The organism is Paenibacillus gyeongsangnamensis, assembly GCF_027533625.1.
GTDB lineage: Bacteria > Bacillota > Bacilli > Paenibacillales > NBRC-103111 > Paenibacillus_G > Paenibacillus_G gyeongsangnamensis.
This window is the reverse complement of sequence record NZ_JAQAGZ010000003.1, coordinates 245,121-264,774: the sequence shown is the minus strand read 5'-3', so window position 1 is coordinate 264,774 and position 19,654 is coordinate 245,121. Positions and strand designations below refer to the sequence as shown.

The 19,654-nt window shown below is 53.5% G+C and carries 22 protein-coding genes; 7 read left to right on the top strand and 15 right to left on the bottom strand.

Going from position 1 to position 19,654, the window contains the following annotated elements; all coding sequences use genetic code 11:
* Positions 1–486 (bottom strand): DUF948 domain-containing protein, encoded by a 486-nt coding sequence (locus O9H85_RS06120; protein ID WP_269880397.1) that lies wholly within the window; start codon positions 484–486, stop codon positions 1–3.
* A gap of 218 nt (positions 487–704) precedes the next feature.
* On the opposite strand from O9H85_RS06120, the gene O9H85_RS06115 reads away from it, so the two are divergent.
* A complete protein-coding gene (locus O9H85_RS06115; RefSeq protein WP_269880396.1) occupies positions 705–1,352 on the top strand; it encodes a bifunctional 4-hydroxy-2-oxoglutarate aldolase/2-dehydro-3-deoxy-phosphogluconate aldolase in 648 nt (215 codons plus the stop codon).
* A gap of 75 nt (positions 1,353–1,427) precedes the next feature.
* On the opposite strand, the gene O9H85_RS06110 is transcribed toward O9H85_RS06115, so the two are convergent.
* Entirely contained in the window at positions 1,428–1,994 is a 567-nt protein-coding gene (locus tag O9H85_RS06110) for an FAD-dependent oxidoreductase (protein WP_269880395.1), read from the bottom strand.
* 193 nt (positions 1,995–2,187) lie between these two features.
* On the opposite strand from O9H85_RS06110, the gene O9H85_RS06105 reads away from it, so the two are divergent.
* Both O9H85_RS06105 and O9H85_RS06100 read left to right on the top strand, forming a co-directional pair.
* The gene (locus O9H85_RS06105; protein ID WP_269880394.1) at positions 2,188–3,360 is read left to right on the top strand and encodes an LCP family protein; all 1,173 of its coding nucleotides are present in this window, start codon (positions 2,188–2,190) and stop codon (positions 3,358–3,360) included.
* 124 nt (positions 3,361–3,484) lie between these two features.
* Positions 3,485–5,086 (top strand): DUF2339 domain-containing protein, encoded by a 1,602-nt coding sequence (locus tag O9H85_RS06100; RefSeq protein ID WP_269880393.1) that lies wholly within the window; start codon positions 3,485–3,487, stop codon positions 5,084–5,086.
* A 77-nt stretch (positions 5,087–5,163) separates the two neighbouring features.
* On the opposite strand, the gene O9H85_RS06095 is transcribed toward O9H85_RS06100, so the two are convergent.
* From O9H85_RS06095 to thiD, 3 genes are all read right to left on the bottom strand, one after another.
* Positions 5,164–5,796: a helix-turn-helix transcriptional regulator gene (locus tag O9H85_RS06095; protein ID WP_269880392.1), complete on the bottom strand. Its 633-nt coding sequence runs from the start codon at positions 5,794–5,796 to the stop codon at positions 5,164–5,166.
* A gap of 170 nt (positions 5,797–5,966) precedes the next feature.
* Entirely contained in the window at positions 5,967–6,392 is a 426-nt protein-coding gene (locus O9H85_RS06090; RefSeq protein WP_269880391.1) for a DUF86 domain-containing protein, read from the bottom strand.
* Positions 6,393–6,521: 129 nt separating this feature from the next.
* Positions 6,522–7,343, bottom strand: a complete 822-nt coding sequence (gene thiD / locus O9H85_RS06085; RefSeq protein WP_269880390.1) for a bifunctional hydroxymethylpyrimidine kinase/phosphomethylpyrimidine kinase — start codon at positions 7,341–7,343, stop codon at positions 6,522–6,524.
* Positions 7,344–7,569: 226 nt separating this feature from the next.
* Here thiD and O9H85_RS06080 point away from each other — a divergent pair, with 226 nt between their 5' ends.
* Together O9H85_RS06080 and thiO are read left to right on the top strand one after the other, a co-directional pair.
* A complete protein-coding gene (locus O9H85_RS06080) occupies positions 7,570–8,322 on the top strand; it encodes a thiamine phosphate synthase (RefSeq protein ID WP_269880389.1) in 753 nt (250 codons plus the stop codon).
* 9 nt (positions 8,323–8,331) lie between these two features.
* Positions 8,332–9,489, top strand: coding sequence for a glycine oxidase ThiO (thiO, locus tag O9H85_RS06075; RefSeq protein WP_269880388.1), 1,158 nt, complete (start codon positions 8,332–8,334; stop codon positions 9,487–9,489).
* Here the strand turns inward: thiO and O9H85_RS06070 are convergent.
* The gene (locus O9H85_RS06070) at positions 9,482–10,144 is read right to left on the bottom strand and encodes a tetratricopeptide repeat protein (protein ID WP_269880387.1); all 663 of its coding nucleotides are present in this window, start codon (positions 10,142–10,144) and stop codon (positions 9,482–9,484) included. The genes thiO and O9H85_RS06070 overlap by 8 nt on opposite strands.
* Positions 10,145–10,366: 222 nt before the next feature.
* Between O9H85_RS06070 and O9H85_RS06065 the strand changes: the two genes are divergently transcribed.
* Positions 10,367–10,627 (top strand): hypothetical protein, encoded by a 261-nt coding sequence (locus O9H85_RS06065; RefSeq protein WP_269880386.1) that lies wholly within the window; start codon positions 10,367–10,369, stop codon positions 10,625–10,627.
* A gap of 209 nt (positions 10,628–10,836) precedes the next feature.
* Here O9H85_RS06065 and O9H85_RS06060 read toward each other — a convergent pair whose 3' ends face one another.
* Positions 10,837–11,208, bottom strand: coding sequence for a hypothetical protein (locus tag O9H85_RS06060; protein ID WP_269880385.1), 372 nt, complete (start codon positions 11,206–11,208; stop codon positions 10,837–10,839).
* Positions 11,209–11,438: 230 nt separating this feature from the next.
* Between O9H85_RS06060 and O9H85_RS06055 the strand changes: the two genes are divergently transcribed.
* A complete protein-coding gene (locus tag O9H85_RS06055) occupies positions 11,439–12,065 on the top strand; it encodes an FMN-dependent NADH-azoreductase (RefSeq protein WP_269880537.1) in 627 nt (208 codons plus the stop codon).
* 195 nt (positions 12,066–12,260) lie between these two features.
* Here the strand turns inward: O9H85_RS06055 and O9H85_RS06050 are convergent, their stop codons facing one another.
* The 8 genes from O9H85_RS06050 to O9H85_RS06015 form a co-directional block, all read right to left on the bottom strand.
* Positions 12,261–12,590 carry a hypothetical protein gene (locus O9H85_RS06050; RefSeq protein ID WP_269880384.1) on the bottom strand — a complete coding sequence of 110 codons (330 nt, stop codon included), beginning with the start codon at positions 12,588–12,590 and terminating at the stop codon, positions 12,261–12,263.
* 239 nt (positions 12,591–12,829) lie between these two features.
* Positions 12,830–14,434 carry a gamma-glutamyltransferase family protein gene (locus O9H85_RS06045; RefSeq protein ID WP_269880383.1) on the bottom strand — a complete coding sequence of 535 codons (1,605 nt, stop codon included), beginning with the start codon at positions 14,432–14,434 and terminating at the stop codon, positions 12,830–12,832.
* A 14-nt stretch (positions 14,435–14,448) separates the two neighbouring features.
* The gene (locus tag O9H85_RS06040; RefSeq protein WP_269880382.1) at positions 14,449–14,991 is read right to left on the bottom strand and encodes a chromate transporter; all 543 of its coding nucleotides are present in this window, start codon (positions 14,989–14,991) and stop codon (positions 14,449–14,451) included.
* Positions 14,988–15,578 carry a chromate transporter gene (locus O9H85_RS06035; RefSeq protein WP_269880381.1) on the bottom strand — a complete coding sequence of 197 codons (591 nt, stop codon included), beginning with the start codon at positions 15,576–15,578 and terminating at the stop codon, positions 14,988–14,990. The genes O9H85_RS06040 and O9H85_RS06035 overlap by 4 nt, the downstream gene beginning before the upstream one ends.
* Positions 15,579–15,602: 24 nt before the next feature.
* On the bottom strand, positions 15,603–16,091 hold the full coding sequence (locus O9H85_RS06030) for an Lrp/AsnC family transcriptional regulator (RefSeq protein WP_269880380.1): 489 nt from the start codon (positions 16,089–16,091) through the stop codon (positions 15,603–15,605).
* 18 nt (positions 16,092–16,109) lie between these two features.
* Positions 16,110–17,033: an ABC transporter permease gene (locus tag O9H85_RS06025; protein ID WP_269880379.1), complete on the bottom strand. Its 924-nt coding sequence runs from the start codon at positions 17,031–17,033 to the stop codon at positions 16,110–16,112.
* Entirely contained in the window at positions 17,034–17,987 is a 954-nt protein-coding gene (locus tag O9H85_RS06020; RefSeq protein ID WP_269880378.1) for an ABC transporter permease, read from the bottom strand.
* Between the two features lie 11 nt (positions 17,988–17,998).
* Complete coding sequence (locus O9H85_RS06015) at positions 17,999–19,567, bottom strand: ABC transporter substrate-binding protein (protein ID WP_269880377.1); 1,569 nt, start codon at positions 19,565–19,567, stop codon at positions 17,999–18,001.
* Positions 19,568–19,654 lie beyond the last annotated feature (87 nt).

The window sequence follows — 19,654 nt, the reverse complement described above, 5'->3', positions numbered from 1 at the left end:
TCATTCCTCCTTGAAATGTTTAGAAACCGGCGGTGCCGTAAGTTCCGTCTTGGTCTGTCTCGAAGCCTGCCATCGGTGCCATAGATGGATACCGGCTGTGGTAAGCTCCATCAGCTCGTTCACCGTGCTCTGGCTGCTATGTACCGACCGTTTTGCCTCCAGAACCGTATCCTCCACCGCTCTTGACAAGGTTTGTACTGATCGGGACATCCGATCCGCCGCCTCCCCTGTAGACTGAGCTGCAATAAACCAGCTGTCCACCGCTCGAAGCTTGCCCTGCATATCCTTCAGCACCTCCGACGATAACCCGATAAGCCTCTGCGACTCCTCATTCGTGGCGCGCAGCTCTGCCAGGATCCGCTCCAGCGTACCTTCGGTATGGATTAAGGTAATCTGCGCTGCCCGCAGCATGCGGACGGCAAAATACGTGATCACCGCCGCGCATGCGCTCAGAACAAGCAGCAGCGTGACAATCGCCCATCCCACGATGCAGCCACCTCCTCCGCTCACCCCGGCGCCTCTAGACGAATGCCTATGGGATAATACAGTATAGGTAGATGACCTCCATTTTGACACAACAAATTTCAAAAAAATCGCCCGGATCCCCATTTCCCCGGAAATAAGAAAATAACCCGAGCCTATCTCATTGCCACAAAAAGGTTGTATAATAAACGGGAGACTAAGAGAAAAGCGGAGGAAAAAACATGTCATTACAGCGAGAAGAAGGATTGAAGCTCCTCGAGCAAGCGCGCATCGTAGCGATCGTTAGAGGCGTGGAACGGCAGCATATTTCAGGCGTGGCGGAAGCGCTGCTGGCAGGAGGGATTCCCGTCATGGAGGTGACCCTCAATACACCCGGCGCACTGGACATGATCGCGGAGCTGCAGAAGGCTTACGGGGACCGGATGTACATTGGAGCCGGCACCGTACTGGACGTCGAAGACGCGAAGAAGGCGCTCGACGGCGGCGCTTCATATCTGGTGACGCCGAATACGGATGAAGAGGTCATCCGCTACGCTGCGGAACGGAAAGTTCCGATCTTCCCCGGCGCGATGACGCCTACGGAGGTCGTCAAGGCATGGAAGGCGGGCGCGACTGCGATCAAAATTTTTCCCGGCGCCAGCCTCGGCATCGGATATATCAAAGAATTGATGGCCCCGCTTAGCAGCATTCCGATGATGGCGGTCGGCGGCGTAACCCAAGACAATATAGGGGAATTTATGAAGATCGGCTGTTACGGCGTCGGAATCGGGGGCTCTCTCATTAATTTGAAAGAAATCGGCGAAGCCCATTACGATTGGGTCCGCGCAAAGGCCGAGCGCTTGGTTGCCGCCTCCAAAGCGCAAGCGTAGTCAAATCTTCAAGAAAAAAAAGCACCCGGTTCGCCTCAGGCTTGTCCTGAGAATCGAATCGGGTGCTGTTGTTCGTTAAGCTTTCATTACATCGTGATCCACATAGCGTTCGCCGTTCAATTCGCTGATGACATTGATGGCAACCTTCGCGCCGTCTCCGGCTGTAATAATGGTATGCATGCTGACCCCGGCGGCCGTCCCCGCTGCCCATATGCCGGCTACGTTGGTTTTGCCGTTCGCGTCGACATCGAATACGGTCTTGATCCGCGGCTCGGTTCCCGGCTTCGTCGCCAGCCCTGCCGACTCTGCCAGATCGACCGAAAGTCCGGTCGCCAGAATGACATGCTGTGCGTCAAAGCTGCCGTTCTCGGTTGTCAATTGGAAGACGGCCCCGCTCTTCGCAATCGCAGTCACTTTACCTTGCACCAGCTCGGCTCCGAACTTCTGCGCTTGCTTTTTCCCCAAATCCACCAGGTCCGGCCCCGTTATCCCGTCAACACCGTAATGGTTCTCCAACCAGGCCCGTTTCGTGACGCTCTGGTCGTTATCGACTACCAGTGTCTTCTTTCCTGCCTTGGCGGCGAAGAGCGCCGCGCTTGCGCCTGCCGGGCCGGCTCCGATAATGGCAATATCGTAAGACATTTCAAATCACTGCTCCTTCCGGTGATTTCTTGGGAGCCGCTAACGGATCGTTAGCAGCTATCCATATTATGCTCAAAGTGTGATGCGCTTGTCAAACCTCAATAAATTATTCATATTTTTGAACCTTCCCTGCCGCTCCATCGTCTATTTTATTGTGAGTTCATTCGACAAACCAATCTGGAGGTTTCATCCCATGCTCAAAGCCATCGGTAAAATGCCGCGTTGGAAGAAGGTGATGCTGGCGAGCGCGGCGTTTCTGCTTATTGCAGGCACGGGTGCAAGCGTATATGCCGGCTATTTATATCATAAAGCGCAGGACGCAATAAAGAACATCTCGGCAGGCGTCCCGGCCGGGACGGCACCCGCTCCGGCAAAAGACTCCTCTACTGCAGTGGAAAAGCCTTTGACGGTGCTGCTTACGGCCATAGACAACCGGGAAGGCAGCGACGGATCGATGAACACGGACGTGATGATGCTGGTCAGCCTTAATCCGTCCACGCATGCCGCCACGATCGTTTCCATCCCGCGGGATTTGGAAATTAAGCCGCCGAAGAAGTACAACTTAAGCGATCACAAAGCGAATTACTATTATGCGTATTATTACGGCAAAGATAAAGAAACTGCGATCCCCCGCACCAAAGAGCTGTTTAGCGATCTGTTCCAAATTCCAATCGATTATATGGCCGTCATTAATTTCGAAGGCTTCCGTCAATTGGTGGATGAACTGGATGGCGTAGAAGTGAATGTGGATATGGATATGCGGTACACCGACACTTCGGACGGAACGGATATTAATCTAAAGAAGGGGCTTCAAACCTTAAGCGGCAAGCAAACGCTTGATTTCCTGCGTTACCGCAAATCGAACGGCGGCACTGACGAATCCTCGGATACGGCGAGAAACGAGCGCCAGCAAATGGTGCTCAGCAAGCTCGTCGAGAAGCTGACCTCCTTCAGCGGCATAACGCAGTGGGGCGGTGTCATGGAAATTGCCGGCCGTAACCTGAAGACGGATATTCCGGAAAATAAGCTGCGGGATTGGGTGCTCTCCTTCCGCTCCATGAAGCCGGACACATATGAATTCATTCCGCTTAACGCCGAATGGGAAAGCCCCTATATGGTCGTGAAGGAGAAGGATATGATCGACGCGATGAACGCGCTTGAGACGCGGCTGCTGGAGCCCGGAGAAGCTCCGGGCCCGGCCGTCGAACGCAGATATGCGGATACCATGGGGGTTTCCAGCGATACTACAGCCAAAGACAATCGCGAGTCGGCTGCGGCCGCCGGCAGCTCAAACGATCAGAAGGATAGCGGGAAAAGCGTTGGCTCCGCCACCGTGCAGCAGTCGACTTATAAGAAAAGCAAATAAAAGAAAAATCCGCTTTTGTCCTCGGTGCAGCAAGCGGTACTAGAACAAGTTAGTACTTATGGAAAAATCTCCAGCAGTTTACAATTGGATCAATACGATAACACACCGCTGGAGGTTGATCCCGATGAACGAGATGCTGCGCAGATCCTGGATTCATTTGCTGGGCACGCTGTTCATGGTTTGTGCTTTCATTTATTTGTTGAAGTATACCTGGAGCCAGAGCTGGGTATCGGAGCCGCTTAAGATCGGTCTCGGGCTGCTCGTCGGAGCTGCCGGTCTGATCGCGAGCTTTAAGCTGCTCGAGCGGCGTCGGCTCGCCGGGGAGCTGTCCGCAGGGCTCGGCGTCGCCGTACTGTATACGACGTTTGCTTTTGCCGGAATCTATTTTGCCCTTTGGGATTCCCTCACCGTATTCCTCTGCATGCTTGCGCTGACTCTGGGGATGAGCTTCCTATCCTACAAGCTTCAGCTTCGGCTGTTGATGAACCTGGGTCTGCTCGGCGGTCTCGCCGCTCCGATGATTCTTAGGCCGGAGACGGATCAGGTATTTACCCTGTTCCTGTATCTTCTTGTATTGAACACCGCTTATTTCTTGATCAGTATCCGAAAGCAATGGACGGAGCTGCGGCTTACCGCCTTCATCGGCACCTGGCTGCTCTACGCCATCTACTATGTTCAATTTCATCCGGTGTCCGCGGGTTATTGGAGCCTGCCGTTCCGGTATGCCTTGTCCGCTTTTGCCTTCTACGTGCTCGCGCTGCTTCTCTCCTCATGGGCCTGCGCGAAAAAGTTTGACGGCCTGAACCTGTACCTCGGCATCGTGAACGCCGTCATTTTCGGCTTATGGGCCTCGGCCATTCTGGATCCGTCCGTTTCGTTCGCTTACCCGCTCGGACTGATGGGCTTGCTCTATGTGCTGCTTGCTTTGATCGTGCATCGTCTGGAAGGCGCTTTTACCGTACCGGTGCTGACGAAGCTGTTCGGCGGGCTCTTGCTTCTGCTGATTGCCTCGGTGCAGTTCGGCAAGGGTTGGGACATCAAGCCGCTGGTCAACGTGCTGCTCTGGCTCGCTGTGGCCTCCGGCCTGCTGATCGCCGGGAAGCTTCGCCGGTTGGATACGCTCCGCGCGGCGGCGGCCGTCATTTGGCTGGCGGTAGGGTGCTATTGGTTCGCAACGACTTGGGATACACCCTGGGGGATCTGGTTCGGCGTCTATCTGCCGTTCCTGAATTGGGCGGCATTCGCATGGGAGCTGCTCGCCGCTATGGGCTTTTATTTATCACTGCATACGGATTTCGCCCGGCTGCGGGAGGATGACAGGCGCATCCTGTCCATTGCCCTGTCTCTGCTGAGCCATCTGGTGGTCGGAGGGCTCCTCACGCTGCAGATGCTGAATCTGATCGAATATTACCGGCTCGGCCGCTGGCTGGATGCCAACCTGACCCTTTCCCTCTCCTGGGGCGTTTACGCACTGCTCTTGTTCCTATGGGGCGCCTACAGCCGGCAGCAGGTCTACCGGGCATTCGGCTCCATCGTGCTTCTCTGCGTTGCGGTCAAAACGCTCTTGTTCGACCTTTACGGCTCCGAAACGATCTATAAAATTATCGTGCTGTTCGCCTTGGGCCTGCTGTCCTACGGTATCGCCTATATTAACAGCCGTTGGCAAAGAAAGCGCGCCCCTGAGCCGTTAACTGGATCCGAGGCGAACGAGATGTCGCAGGAATAAAAAAACTCCTTATCGGAGTCTTTCAGAGAAACCAGACAAAAAAACCATCTTCGAGCGGCCGAGCTGCCCGAGGATGGTTATTTGTTTCCGTGAATAATATAGGTGCACCGGGCTCCGCCTTTGGCCAAGCATTCCGTGCGCTCGACTTCCGCATCGAGCAGCTTCCGGAACATCGCAAGCTCACAGCTGCAGGCATGCTGGTACTGCTGGGCAACCTGGGCTATTGGGCAATTATGCTCGCGGAAAACAAACATACCCTCTTCCGGCTGCTCCCACTCCACCATGTACCCGTTCGCGTTCTGAATGTCGGCTAAAGCCTGTATTCGCTCAGGCAACGGCTTCCCTTCGGTTTGATCCGTATATCGCTCAATGAGCCGATCCTTCCTCCGGTCGAACAATTGATCGACCTGCTCCTCTCCTGCAACCGCCGCGAGCTCCCCCAGCAAATCCAGCGTAAGATGCTGGTACTTCTTGGGAAAGAGATCGTCGGACGCGGCAGTGAGCAAATACGTATGCGACGGCCTCCCCATCGCTTGGCGAACCAGCTTCGTCTCGAGCAAGCCGTCCTTTTCCAGCGTGTTCAAATGGCGGCGTACCGCCATCTCGGTAATGCCCAGCTGCTTGGACATGTCATTGACCGTCATGGGTCCTTGGGTTTTCAGCATGGTCAATAAGACTTTGCGGGTGGATGCATCGTGCTCCTGATTCATTAAGCCTCACCGCCTCACAATCAACTGGCTTCTTCCGCAGCACAAGCTCCGCGTATCCGATCGGATATTGATATTGTAATCGATATCCGACAATAAGTAAATTAACAGACTAATAAGTATGTTAATTCCTATCGAGGAAGAGCCTTCCTCGCTCTCCGGGCTCATCCCGGCTAGAGCGATTCCCGGCTGATGAAGGCAGGTACCGCTTCGGCAAACTCGGCCAGGACGGAAGGCAAAGTCTTAATGAGCGGATGCATCGCTTCTCTTGGCAGAAGCGGATAATCCTGCGTCAAGAGGCGCCTCAGCTGAACCAGCTCCTTGAGCACGGCCGCCGTACCCTGCCCGAACACCTTTTCCCCCTCCAAAATCTCGACAATATCCTCATAGCTGCTCGCGTCCCGCATCATGAACGCGTCGATGAGCAAGCTGCCGATGTCCGTAACCGTCTCGATGGCGAGGTGCAAGGTGCGTTCCTGTGCAAAATGAAGCAGAAGCGATCCCGGCTTCCACTGCCGCTCAAGCTCCAGGCAAGCTTCGATCAGTTGGGGGATAACATCCAAACGCAGACGAAACTGCTCATGATTAATATAGTACATCTTTTATTTCCGTCTCCTTTTTCTCCATTTGGACCAGAGGATCATCACGGGAAAAAACAGAATCAGCAGAAAGATCAGCAGAACGGCCTGCATCAAATATTCGTAGCTCATGAATTCGTTGCTCCTTCTTCAGCTAGTCCTGGGATCTCGCGCTTCCCGTGAGCGCCAGTAGGCCCAATGATTGGTCGGCCCATGGCCTCCGCCCAGCCCCAGCTCCTGCTCGATCGCCAGCGTAATAAATCGCTTGGCGGTATGGACCGCCTCCAGCATCGTCCGGCCTTTGGCCAGCTCTGCGGTCACCGCCGCAGAGAAGGTGCAGCCGGTTCCGTGCGTATGCCGGGTTTGGGTCCGCGGAGCGGTCAGCAGATGGATCGACTCTCCGTCGTACAGCACGTCCGTCGGCTCGCCCTCCAGGTGCCCGCCCTTCACGACGGCCGCACCGGCGCCGAATTCGTTAACGAGCCGCAGCGCCGCATCCTTCATCTGGTCCAGCGTCTCGATCTTCCGCCCCGTAATGACTTCGGCTTCGGGCAAATTCGGCGTAACCAAGGCGGCCACAGGAAGCAATTGATCACGCAGGGCGTTCTGGGCGCTTGCCGCGAGCAGACTGGCTCCTCCCTTGGCGATCATGACCGGATCGACGACGAGCCGTTTCAGGCCGTAATGCCGGATTTTTCCCGCTACAAGGGTGATCACCTCCGGCTGGGAAAGCATGCCGGTCTTGGCCGCATCCACTCCGAGATCGGTGAAGACGGCATCAATCTGGCGTTCGATGCCTTCCAGCGGAATATCGTAAATGCCGTGGACGCCGAGCGTGTTCTGCGCCGTCACAGCCGTAATCGCGGACATGCCGAACACCTCCAGCATCTGGAACGTTTTCAAATCCGCTTGAATTCCGGCCCCTCCCCCGCTGTCGGAGCCTGCAATCGTAAGCGCTTTGCTTATGGTCACGTCTGTCACTTCCTTAGGTCGAATTGTTGAAATGTATTTGATAGAAAACCCAGGCATCCGAATATGCCTGATTCCTTAGCAAACGATGTCGAATCGGGCTTCTCCTTAGTGTATAATTCCCATTCCCCAGCGTCAAGGCGGAGAAACCGCCGGTTGCCGCATGGATCGTGATATTTTTATGACAACTTCGTCAATAGCTTTGACGGTACCCGGGATGGAGAGTATGATGGGAGTAATCGAAACGGTACGACGCCAGAAAAGCACGCGAATGGAAACGGTTCATGCGTTCCCCGGAAACCGGAGAGGCGCAGAACAAGATGAAGGTGGTACGAAGGTGAGAAGCGAGCAGGAGCTTCATGTCATAACGACGGGGCGCCAAGAGCTGGACGAGGTGGCGTCGATACTGGAGAGCTGCTCCACTGCGCTCATCCACACGCTGCACGTGAGGGAGAAGCATCGCAGCGCGTGGGAGCTGGTACAGTGGCACGCTAGGCTGAAGCCGTTGCTGCCGCAGACCGCGGTCGTGGTGAACGACCGGGTCGATGCGGCAATGGCGGCGGGAGCGGACGGCGTGCAGCTCGCCTGGAGCAGCTTGACGCCGGCGCAGGCAAGGCACATCGTGCCCGGTGGGATGCGGATCGGCTGCTCGGTGCATTCCGCGGCCGAGGCGTCCGAGGCCGCCCGGCAGGGGGCCGACTACGTCCTGTTCGGCCATGTGTTTGCCTCGGGCTCGAAGCCCGGTCTCGAGCCCCGCGGCCTTGCGGCGCTGACGGAGACCGTGCAGGCGTCGCCCGTGCCGGTTATCGCGATCGGGGGCATCGTGCCGGAGAACGCGGAGGACGTGCTGGCAACCGGCTGCGCCGGCTTTGCCGTGCTCTCCTCCTTCTTCCTGAGCCCCGATCCACAGGGGCAGCTGGCGGCGTTTCAAGAAGCGATCACCCGGTTCAATCGGAACCGTGATGCATTATCAAGGAGATGAATGAAGGTCATGAGTACGAATAGCAATACGCATGCAAACGGTAACGCATCGTCCAAGGCGTTGATTATCGGAGGAGGCGTCATCGGCTGCTCCATTGCCTACGAGCTCGGGAAAGCCGGTTTTCATTGTACAATATTGGATAAAGGCGCACTTCTCCAGGAAGCTTCCACGGCGGCGGCCGGTATGCTCGGCGCCCAAGTGGAGACCCACCATCCCGGCTCGTTCTACGAGCTCTGCCGGGCCAGCCAAGCGCTTTACCCGGAATGGGTCGAAGAACTGGAGCAAGCGAGCTGTTTGTCCGTTCAATATATAAGGGAAGGCGTTCTTCGCGCGGCGCTGACGCAGGAGGACGAGAAGGAGCTGCGCAGCAGACTGCCTTGGATTCGTCAAGCCGAATGGCTGGAGACTGAGGCGATGCTGCAGCTCGAGCCGGAGCTCTCCCCCTTCATCCGCGGCGGGCTGCATCTCCCGGCGGATCATCAGGTCCATCCGGTGTGGCTTGCCAGAGCACTTCGTGCTTCGATCGTACGGCAAGGCTGCCGCATCCTAGAATGGACGCCGGCATTCAGCCTCGTCTCCGCACCGAACGGCCGCGTCACCGGCGTGCGAACCTCGGAAGGAACGCTCGAGTCGGATCTCGTCATTCTCAGCGCCGGCGCCTGGTCCCCGGCCTTGACGGCTCCGCTTGGTCTTCAGCTTCCCATGTTCCCCGTCAAAGGCCAATGTATCTCCGTGAAGACGGAAGCGCCGCTGATTCGTTCCACGGTATTCACCAAGGGCTGTTACGTCGTTCCGAAGCTGGACGGCAGCTATATTATAGGAGCTACTCAGGTGGAGGCGGGGTTCGACAAGCGGGCTACGACCGGAGTGATCGCCGATTTGCATGATCGCGCCTCCGCTCTGCTTCCAAGAATAGCCGACTCCGAATTTCTCGGTACGTGGGCGGGCCTGCGTCCCGGAACGCAGGACGGCCTTCCTTTCCTCGGCGCGTGGGAGGAAGCACCCGGACTGATCTTCGCGACCGGGCATTACCGCAACGGTATTTTGTTAGCTCCGGTGACGGGACGTATCATCCGCCAGGTCGTACTGGCCGAGAAGCCGGAGCTCGACCTGTCGCTGTTCGAACCTAGCCGCGCGCGGATCGAGGCTGCTCCCGCTTTTACTTGAAGCGGGCCAGCAGCGCATAACGGCGTTCTTGACGCCGTTTATACTTCGGCAGGCTCCGATACAATTGAGTGGTCTCCCGGAAAGCCCGGGAGGCTTCTTCTTGTTGTCCGAGCCGCTTATATAGACCGCCAAGCCGGTAGTACGCTTCACAGGAGGAGGAATTGACCTCGCCGAAACGCCGGAGGTAGGCCACCGCTTTGGCAGGGTCCTTCTCCGCATAGGCTTCACCGAGCCGTAAAAAAGGCTCTCCGTACTTCACCCTCGGGTTCCGGTGGGCCGCCTCCAGTATATGCCGCTCCCCCTCGTCCAAACGGCCGAGCTTCAGCTCGCATATGCCCAGCTCCGCCAATACTTCAGCCGAATCCTCCATCACCTCTGCCGTTTGCCGGAGCAGTTTTTCCGCCTCAGCGTATTTCTTTCGCTCCATCTCGAGTCTTGCCATCTCCAGCTTTACCGAGGTATGATGCGGATTGAGCCGCAGCTCCTCCCGCAGCCGCGACAAGCGGCGCATCCGCTGCAGCGGCTTCAAGACGTTCGGGGTCAAGCCGATAAACCTCCGGTCCAGAAAATATAAGACGATGACGACAACAAGCAGCGCAAGCAGCGGATTTCCCGTCAAACGCCAGAGCAGCGCAAAAATCAATAGTTTCCCCATTGGTTGTAAGCTCCTTCCAAGTCTTCCATTCCATCAGCCCTGATTGTACCACACATTTCCAAGTTTTTTACAGCTATTGAGAATTGCTGTTGATCCGGGACCGGGCAAACTAAAATAGTTTGTGAACGTTCTCTGAACAAGAAGGAGACGGCGGAACGCTTCACGAAATAAGCAGAGTTACGAGTCAACCTATTCATGCAATACCGGGGGGTTATTACCGAAATGAGCGGAATGAACGAGGCGCAAGCAGCCAAATGGAGCCGCCGGAGACAGATGGGCAAGGCCAAATATGTCATGTACCTCGGCGTCGCAGCCTGGGGCTTTATCCTTACCGGACTTACCACCTTGTCGGAGTGGCTGACCATGGGAACGTATACGCCCAATTGGTTTTTCGCACGATTGGTCGTCTTTTCGTTCATCGGCTTCTTCGTGATGAATTTGCGGTGGGAAAACCAGGAACGAAAGTTTAAAGAACGCAAATAAGCGGCTTTAAGCCGCTGCAGATTGACGAGAAACCCGGATATGCAGAAAAATGCTAAAGGCGGCAAGCGGGGTATCCCCTGCAGAGCGATAGCGTCCGCCTCTGTTATCGGAAAATGACTACTGGGTTTCTCTACAGCCTGAAGCGGCGCTAGGCCGCCGGAAGCACATGAGCCGGGGCCCGGCGCAGGCCGGTATGTGCTTTTTTTTTATCACGCTTCAGCCTTCGGCCGGACCGCATTCTCCAGCGACCGGTGAATGTGCTCCCGCACGCTGCCGAAACTGAGAATCTGTTCTTTGAAGGACTCTCTCGGACCCCAATGCGTCTGTCCTTCACGATCGGCGAAGAGCTCCACCGTGATGTCCTCGTAAGCGGCATGAAGATCGTTGTCATACCAGTCGATCGACGTCTCCGCATCCTTGCGTAGCACCATGACCATGTCGAGATCGTTATCCTCGGACTCCTCGAACAAGACTACAAGCTTGCCCCCGTCACCCTCCAGTTCCACCTCCACATCGGCGCACAGCCGGCCGTTCCGTTCCAGCACCCGCTTGAATTCCGCTTGCTTCACCTGATTCGTCATGCGCGGCTCACATCCAATCTTGATTATTCAGTCGAAGCTTCTTCAAGTTCATTGCCAATCCTTAGCTTTTCTTCCTAGGCCGACATTATACGTGCTCCAAGCATTGAAACGACATTTGAAACGAAATTTACTTGACAATAGTAAGCGAGTTGTTTTATGATACCAATGTACTTACTTAATGTAAGAAGTTAAACAAATATTCATAATTTACTTTCTAGGAGGAAATCATGATTTCCAACGTACTTTTCGTGAAAGCCAACTCCCGCCCAGCGGACCAAGCGGTCAGCGTACAACTGTATGATACGTTCCTTCGCAACTACAAGGAGAATCATCCGAACGACACGATCACTGAGCTCGATTTGTTCGCCAATGCGCTTCCTTACTACGATACCATCCACATGACGGCGATGTTCAAGCTGGCCAAAGGCTTCGAGCTGACAGAGGAAGAGCAAGAAGCATCGAAGCTGGTAAACTCTTACGTAGACGGCTTTCTTGCCGCCGATAAAGTAGTTTTCGCCTTCCCGCTGTGGAACTTCTCCGTTCCTGCTCAGCTGATCACTTACCTGCACTACCTGACGCAAGCCGGCAAAACGTTCCGCTACACCGCACAAGGTCCGGAGGGCCTCGCAGGCAACAAGAAAGTCGCGCTGCTTAACGCTCGCGGCGGCGTCTATTCCGAAGGTCCGATGGCTTCGCTCGAAATGTCCCTGAACTATGTAAAAACGATCATGACCTTCTTCGGCGTAACCGATCTTCATACGGTTGTAGTTGAAGGCCACAACCAGTTCCCAGACCGTTCCGAAGCGATCGTGCAAGTAGGCTTGAAGCAAGCGGCCGAGCTGGCTTCCAAATTCTAAGCTTCCCCCGGGCAACTCCCGTTCTTGCAGCAGCTTCCATTGCTGTAAGGAACGGGAGTTTTTTTACGCAAAAAAATAACCTGCCATCACGTCGGATTGCAGGCCGTCAAGGGATTTATATATTAAAAAAGGGGGGTCGATATTTATTATAGCCCCCGAGCATTAACTCACGATGAAAATCAGATTACAGTTCTGTTACAAATCGTCCGGGTTATCCGGCTTGTACTTAAAGCCGCTGACTTTCCGCTTCATGATCAATTGGGCAAAGATCAGCAGCACCTCGTTATTCACCCAGCAAACCCCGAATCCGAATAAACCGAACAGTCTTGAAAAGCTCATCTCGCTGCCTGCGAATACGCCGCTCCACCAGGTCCATCCCGCACCGATGACCAGCAAATTGACCAGCGAGCCCGCCGTAAATGAAATAAGCAGCTTCCCAGTCTTCTTCATCGCCAGCACGCCGACAATGCCCGTCAGCACGAACGAGGCGCCCAGGATCAGCCAATAGATCGTATCGTAAGTCAACAACCGTCACTCCTTCAGGTAGATCTACCCTTCAATTTACCACGAATGCGGCGGAGCGTACAGGCTCCCTGGCGCTCTGCCTCAAAACGTTCACCAATACGGGGCAGCAGAGTGCGTCAGGGCAGGGTTTCCCCCGACTAAGTGCGGTAATAAAAAAAAGCCGCGCAGCGCGCGGATCGTTTATCCATGTATTGTCTTGTCCTCTGAAGAATTTCATTCTAGACCTTATCTCTATACCTCTACCATGCGGCTATTTGACCATCGGTACGAGGCTCCGTCCCCCCGACAAGCACACCGTTTTCCTCGTCTCTCCATATGATTTGGCCCCGGCCAAACGGAACGGATCCCAATGTCCATTTGGCGATATGTCCCTTCCGCGCTAACGCCTCTACGATATGTGCCTGCGTGGCGTGCTCGAATTCCACAGTGTTGCCTTCCATCCACTGCCATCTTGGGGCATCCAGAGCAGCCTGCGGATTAAGGTGGAAATCCAACGTATTCATGACCATTTGCACATGTCCTTGGGGCTGCATAAATCCGCCCATGACACCGAAAGGACCTACTGCCTTGTCATCCTTCGTCATGAAGCCGGGGATAATCGTGTGGTAAGGCTTCTTCCCGGGCTCCAGGCAGTTGTCGTGCGTGGGATCCAATGTAAAATTATGTCCGCGGTTATGCAGCGCAATGCCGGTTCCAGGCACGACTAAACCGGATCCGAAGCCCATGTAGTTGCTCTGTATAAAAGAAACCATGTTCCCTTCTCCATCCGCCGTACACAAATAGACGGTACCTCCCCGCGGGGGTTGACCCGGCTCCGGCAGAAGGGCTTCCTTGCCGATAAGCCGTCGGCGCTCTTCGGCGTAAGCGGAGGAAAGCAAATCTTTAACGCTCACCGACATTTTGGTAGGATCGGCGATATACTTCTTACCGTCGGCAAACGCCAGCTTGATCACTTCAATCTGTTTGTGATACGTTTCCACAATGTCACGTTCGCTGAAATCAAAGCCCTTCAACATATTTAAAGCCATCAAAGCAACCAAGCCGTGCCCATTCGGAGGAATTTCCCAAACGTCATAGCCTCGGTAATTGACACTGATCGGATCAACCCACTCCGGCTCAAAGGCCGATAGATCTTCTTTGCGGATATATCCTCCGTATTGTTTAGAGAATCGGTCGATTTTCTCGGCCAATTCCCCTCGGTAGAACGATTCGGCGTTCGTTTCGGCGATTTCCTGCAGCGTCGCAGCGTGATCCGGCAGACGCCATAGTTGACCGATGCGGGGAGCTCGGCGCTCCGGCGCAAATACGCGGAACCATTCTTCGAATTGTTCGCCCTTCAGTTGGGAATTAAATATGTTAACGGCTTTATTCCAGTAGATTCCCGCCGAGATCGGAAAGCCGTTAGCTGCATATTCAATTGCCGGAGAAAGAACCTCTTTGAGCGACAGCTTGCCGAACCGCCGGGAAAGCTCAGCCCAGCTGGCCGGCGCCCCGGGTACGGTAACAGGGATAAAGCCGTATTTCGGGATTTCTTGGACCCCGGCTTTGCTTAAAGCTTCGGTGGACAAGCTCTGCGGAGCAGCGCCGCTGGAATTAAGTCCGTGCAGTTTGCCCTGAGTCCAGACCAGCGCAAATGCGTCGCCTCCGATCCCGTTGGCGCTAGGCTCCACTACCGTAAGAGCGGCAGCGGTTGCAATGGCCGCATCGATAGCGTTGCCTCCCTTTCGGAGAATCATAAGTCCGGCTTGGGCCGCAAGAGGCTGCGAGGTGGCAACCATCCCGTTGTTCGCATAAACCGGCGATCTCCTGGAGGAATAAGGATGGTACAGCGGATCAAAGTTCATCAGACATCTTCCTTTCAAATAGTTAGTCCGGATAAAAAGAGGCTGCCGTATACAAAAGCGGCAATAATCACGAAAGCCGGATGAATGCGCCCCTTAGTAAAGGCCCAAAGGGATACAGCGCTTATGCCCAGCGAATGCCAGATGCCGATGGACAAATAGGAAAGATGTCCCAGCTCCCATGTTAGGGTGATCATCATGACGGCGATCACCGGCTGCACAAGTAATGTCATCCCCTTAACGGATGAGGATTTTCGAAATCGGTCCAATATTTTGAGCAAGACAATCAATCCTATGGCCGAAGGGGCTATCGTGGCCAAGGAAGTGACGATAAGTCCTGCCCACCCTGCCTGCTGGTAGCCGACAAAAGCAGCAATTTTGGTGGCGATGGGACCTGGAAGCGCATTGCTCACTGCAAGTACATCTGCAAATTGGGCATTGGTCAACCAACCATATTGATTGACCACTTCCTCTTGAATCAACGGTATAGAAGAAGGCCCGCCGCCGTATCCGAGGACGTTTGCCAAGAAAAAGCCCCAGAAAAGCTTCAGCAAATTCATGAGGAAGCCCCTTTCCGCGCGGCTGCATCCTTGTTACCCGCCGGTCTTAGCTTAAAATGAAAAACTCCATATAATAAGAAAATAGCAACAACGATGCCAGGGTGCAGATTTACCACGGAGAGGAGTATAAAAGCAATCGCACCAAAAATAATCGCACCGAGCTTCCCGAGGCCTTTGACCGACTTCGCAGCAAATTCATACGCCATTTGACCGAGCATAACAGCGATCACAGGCCGTACCGCGGAAATCATCCCTGTAACGACAGGGGAATGCTGCAATTTGTAAAGAAACCCTAGAAGAGCAATCATGGCAAGGCTGGTCGGCAAAATATGCGCGAGCACCGCAACGGCAGCTCCCGCTGATTTATTCAGCCGGTACCCGAGATAGGCCGCCATTTTGGGAGCGATCGGACCCGGCAGTGTATTGGCGATCGCCAAAATTTCACCAAACTCGGCATCATCCAGCCACTGGTACTTTGTAACCGCTTCGTAGCGAATAAGAGGGATAACGGAAGGCCCGCCGCCAAAGCCCAAGATTCCCGTGCGCATCATGGCAATCAAGAGCTCCTTATAAGATCTTGTACTCAAACAGTTAACCCCCTGCCAAGCTCATTACAGCTTTAGCCCCATCCGACTTTTATAACGCCGCAGCAGCAGCTGGCTGTCTACACGTACAATGCCGGGCATTGCGTAAAGTGTTTTGAGCAAAAAATTTTCCATCTCATGCATATTTTTAAATACGCCATGCATATGAAGTGTGCTTGGGCCCGACATATGGTACAGACTTGTAACCGGAGGCTCTTTGGACAATTTCTCAGCGACCTCGTCCAAAAATTGCGGTTCGATATCAACGTTGAAAAACGCCGAGACCTGTATTCCGACTTTCGCCGGATTAATGACCACCGTGAACCGTTCAATCACCTCCGCCTCAATCAGACTGGCAATCCGCTGCTGCACGGCGATCCGGGAAAGCCCGATCCTTTTGGCCAGATCCGTATATGAGATTCGGCTGTTCTCGTGCAGCGACTCCAAAATTTGTTGGTCCACTTCATCCAGCTCTAAGGGAGGCATTACATTTTCTTCGGAATAGACATATACCATCTTTTTACCTCCTTTTGACTATCGTTTAAGCTTCGGATCCAGCACCTCACGAATACCGTCTCCAAGGAAATTAAAGCCGAGCACGACAAGAAAGATGGACATTCCCGGCCAAAATGCCAACAGGGGCTCAATATTCAAATATCCCTGTGCAATATGCAGCATCGAACCCCAACTCGGCTCTTCCGGCTTAGCCCCAAGACCCAGATAGGAAAGGCCCGCTTCGGCAATGATGGCGGCGGCCATCGAAAGGGTAATTTGGACCATAAGCGGAGCCATGGAGTTAGGCAGCACGTGCAGAAACATGATCCTCCAATTTCGGGCGCCGATCGCTTTGGCCGCCTGAATGTACTCCAGATTACGCACGGTCAGCACCTGCGCTCTCGTAATGCGGACGAACGCCGGCGTGAAGCCGATACCGATCGCGATCATCGCATTATAAAAGCCCCCGCCCAGAGCTGCAGCCATCGCAAGCGCCAAAATCAGCGATGGAAATGCCTGCATGGCATCTACGATGCGCATGACTACCCATTCATCCCAGAAGCCCCGGAAATAACCGGTAACCAGTCCGATCGGTACACCGATCAGCACGGCGATTCCTACGGAAACCAGCGCGGCCTGGATCGAAAGCCTAGCCCCATAAAGGAGGCGGGAATAAGTGTCCCGACCCAAATCATCGGTTCCCAGGAAATGGCCGTTGCCTGGTTTCTGCAAAATATTGGAATAGTCTTGACTAAATATAGGGTCATGTGTCGCAAGCAGCGGCGCAAAAATGGCTGCAACCATTAGCATTCCAATAATGAATGCACCGCATACCGCCAATCGATTACGAAGAAACCTGCGAAGCAGGAGAAGAAACCGGCTTTTTACTTTTTCCGGAGCCTCATTCGATTGGGGGTTGCTTAATCCTTGTCGGGAAAGGTCGGCATTTGCTTGAAAGCTCATTTATTCAGCCCCCTTTCCCATCTTGATTCTAGGATCAATGAATGCATACAGAATATCGACAATCAAATTAACAACGACAACCATTAAGGCAGAAACGAGAATGGCTCCTTGCACCGTAACATAATCACGTCTGAAGATGGATTCCACAATAAGTCGCCCGAATCCGGGGATTGAAAATATGGATTCCGTAATGACAAGCCCCCCGAGAAGTCCGGCTACAATCAAGCCGCTTGTTGTAACGACGGGAACCAATGCATTTTTTAGCGCATGTCCGAGAACTACTGCACGTTCCTTAAGCCCCTTGGAATAGGCAGTTCGGATATAATCCGCATGCATGACATCGAGCAGGCTGCTTCGAAGCATTCGCATTAGAACGGCCGACTCGCGAAGCCCCGTTGCCACAATAGGCAAAATCATCGCGGAAATATTGCCGAGAGGATCCTCGCTAAAAGGAACATAGCCCGAAGCTGGCAGCCATCCCAATTGAACCGAGAAAAATACGATCAACATCATGCCCAGCCAAAAATGGGGAATCGACATGCCCCCTAGCGCCATAATCGTACTGAAATAGTCGATCCATTTGCCTTGGCGGGTGGCTGAAACGATTCCAGCCGGGATCGCTATGAGCAAAGACACGATAAATGTACCGATCGTCAGCTCTAATGTAGCCGGAAATCGGGATGCAATTAATTCGGACACGGGAGATCGATCTACGAGCGAGCGCCCCAGGTTTCCCTGAAGCACCCCTCCCATCCAATCGAAGTACTGGACGACGATAGGCTTGTTCAAGCCAAGCTCGTCGCGCAATGCAGCTACAGCATCCGGCGTAGCTTCTTGGCCTAGAATGACCGTTGCAGGATCGCCGGGAAGCATATGCAGCAAGGAAAAGACCATGATCGTTACAAGAACAATGACCGGCACGGCCAGAAGCAGACGCCTTACTAAAAACGTCATAAGGATTCTCCTTACTTACTGATTGTTGCCGTACGGATCAGACCGTCCGGAATATACTTGAAGCCTTGTACCGCTTTGGAAATGCCAAAGACGTTATTGGAATGCCACAAGTAGACGTATTCGTCATCATCGTTCAATATTTTCATCAAATCGTTATAAATGGCTTTACGCTTCGTCTCGTTTCCTTCGTCACGCCCTGCTTTCAATAGCCTATCAACCTCGGGGTTGCTATACTGCGAATAGTTGTTGGAAGCGCCCGTGTAAGCAAATTCATAAATGTTTTGATCCGGATCCGGTCTTCCGCTCCATCCAACTTGCACGGATTCATGGTTTCCGCTCTTTGCTTGTTCAAGCAGGGTTCCGAACTCCACTTTCTCAAGGTTAACGGTGATGCCTGCAGGTTTCAGCATATTTTGAATCATCTCTCCCACCTGTTGATTCGTCGGGGTCGTTCCGATCTTCAAAGTGAAGGCGAAGCCATCCGGTTTGCCTGCTTTTTTCAAAAGCTCCTTAGCCTTTTCCAAGTTAGGTTTATCGTATTTATCCGAATCGCCGTAAGCGAATTGGGAAGGCGCGAACGGGGAGTGAGCCGGCGTTGCGGCGCCGCTCAGAGCAACCTTTACCAGCGCATCGCGATCAATCATGAGATCGACAGCTTGACGCAGCTCTTTTTTACTAAACGGCGCTTTGGACGTATTTAGATGAATCCCCTGGTATCCTTGACCTGCTTGGTTTATCACTTTAATATTCGGGTCGTTTGCCATGTTGTTTATCTCTTTAAAAGGGAAATTCGTCGTAATATCGACTTGTCCGCTCTTTTGGTTGGTCAAAGCAACGTTCGAATCCGTAAATACTTTGTAAACCACCTTATCCAGATAAGGCATTCCCTTCTGCCAGTAGTTCGGGTTTTTCTCGAGCGTCACGGAAGTGCCCTTCACACGGTCCTTATAAATAAACGGCCCTGTTCCTACCGGATGATTGATGAAATCGTCTCCATATTTTTTCACCGCTTCAGGAGATACGATCATCCCCGCACGATCGGTTAAAATCGAAAGGAACGGAGCAAACGGCTTCTTAAGCTGAACCGCAACCGTATAAGGATCGCTTACAGTCACTTTCTCCACTTCCAGAATTTCATTGCGGCGGACGGAGTTCTTTTCCATGTTCCGTTCGAAAGTGAATTTAACCGCTTCCGCATTAAAGTCTGTACCGTCATGAAACTTTACGCCTTGACGCAACTTGAACGTATAAACTTTCTGGTCGTCGGACACTTCCCATTTCTCAGCAAGCATCGGAACGATTTTACCGCTCGCGTCCGTATCTACCAATTTATCAAAAATACTTTGAAATACTTGTCGGTCTACCAGAGCAGTAGAGAAGGATGGATCAAGCTTCGGCGGATCGGCGTTGATTTCAACACTTAGAGTCCCCCCGGCCTTAGGTGCCGTACTTACTGTTTTGCTGTCACCTGCCATGGTATTTGTTTTCTGGTCAGATGCGGATTTGCCCCCGTTGCAACCGGTTACAAAAATGGTTAGAGCAAGAACGACGCTTAACCCCCAGCTAAACGATTTCTTCATTTGCTTCTTCCTCCTTAGTAACAACAATATGAAAGTTTATCTCATTGATAACTTTCGTTTTGTATACTATACGATGAAAAATTTCCA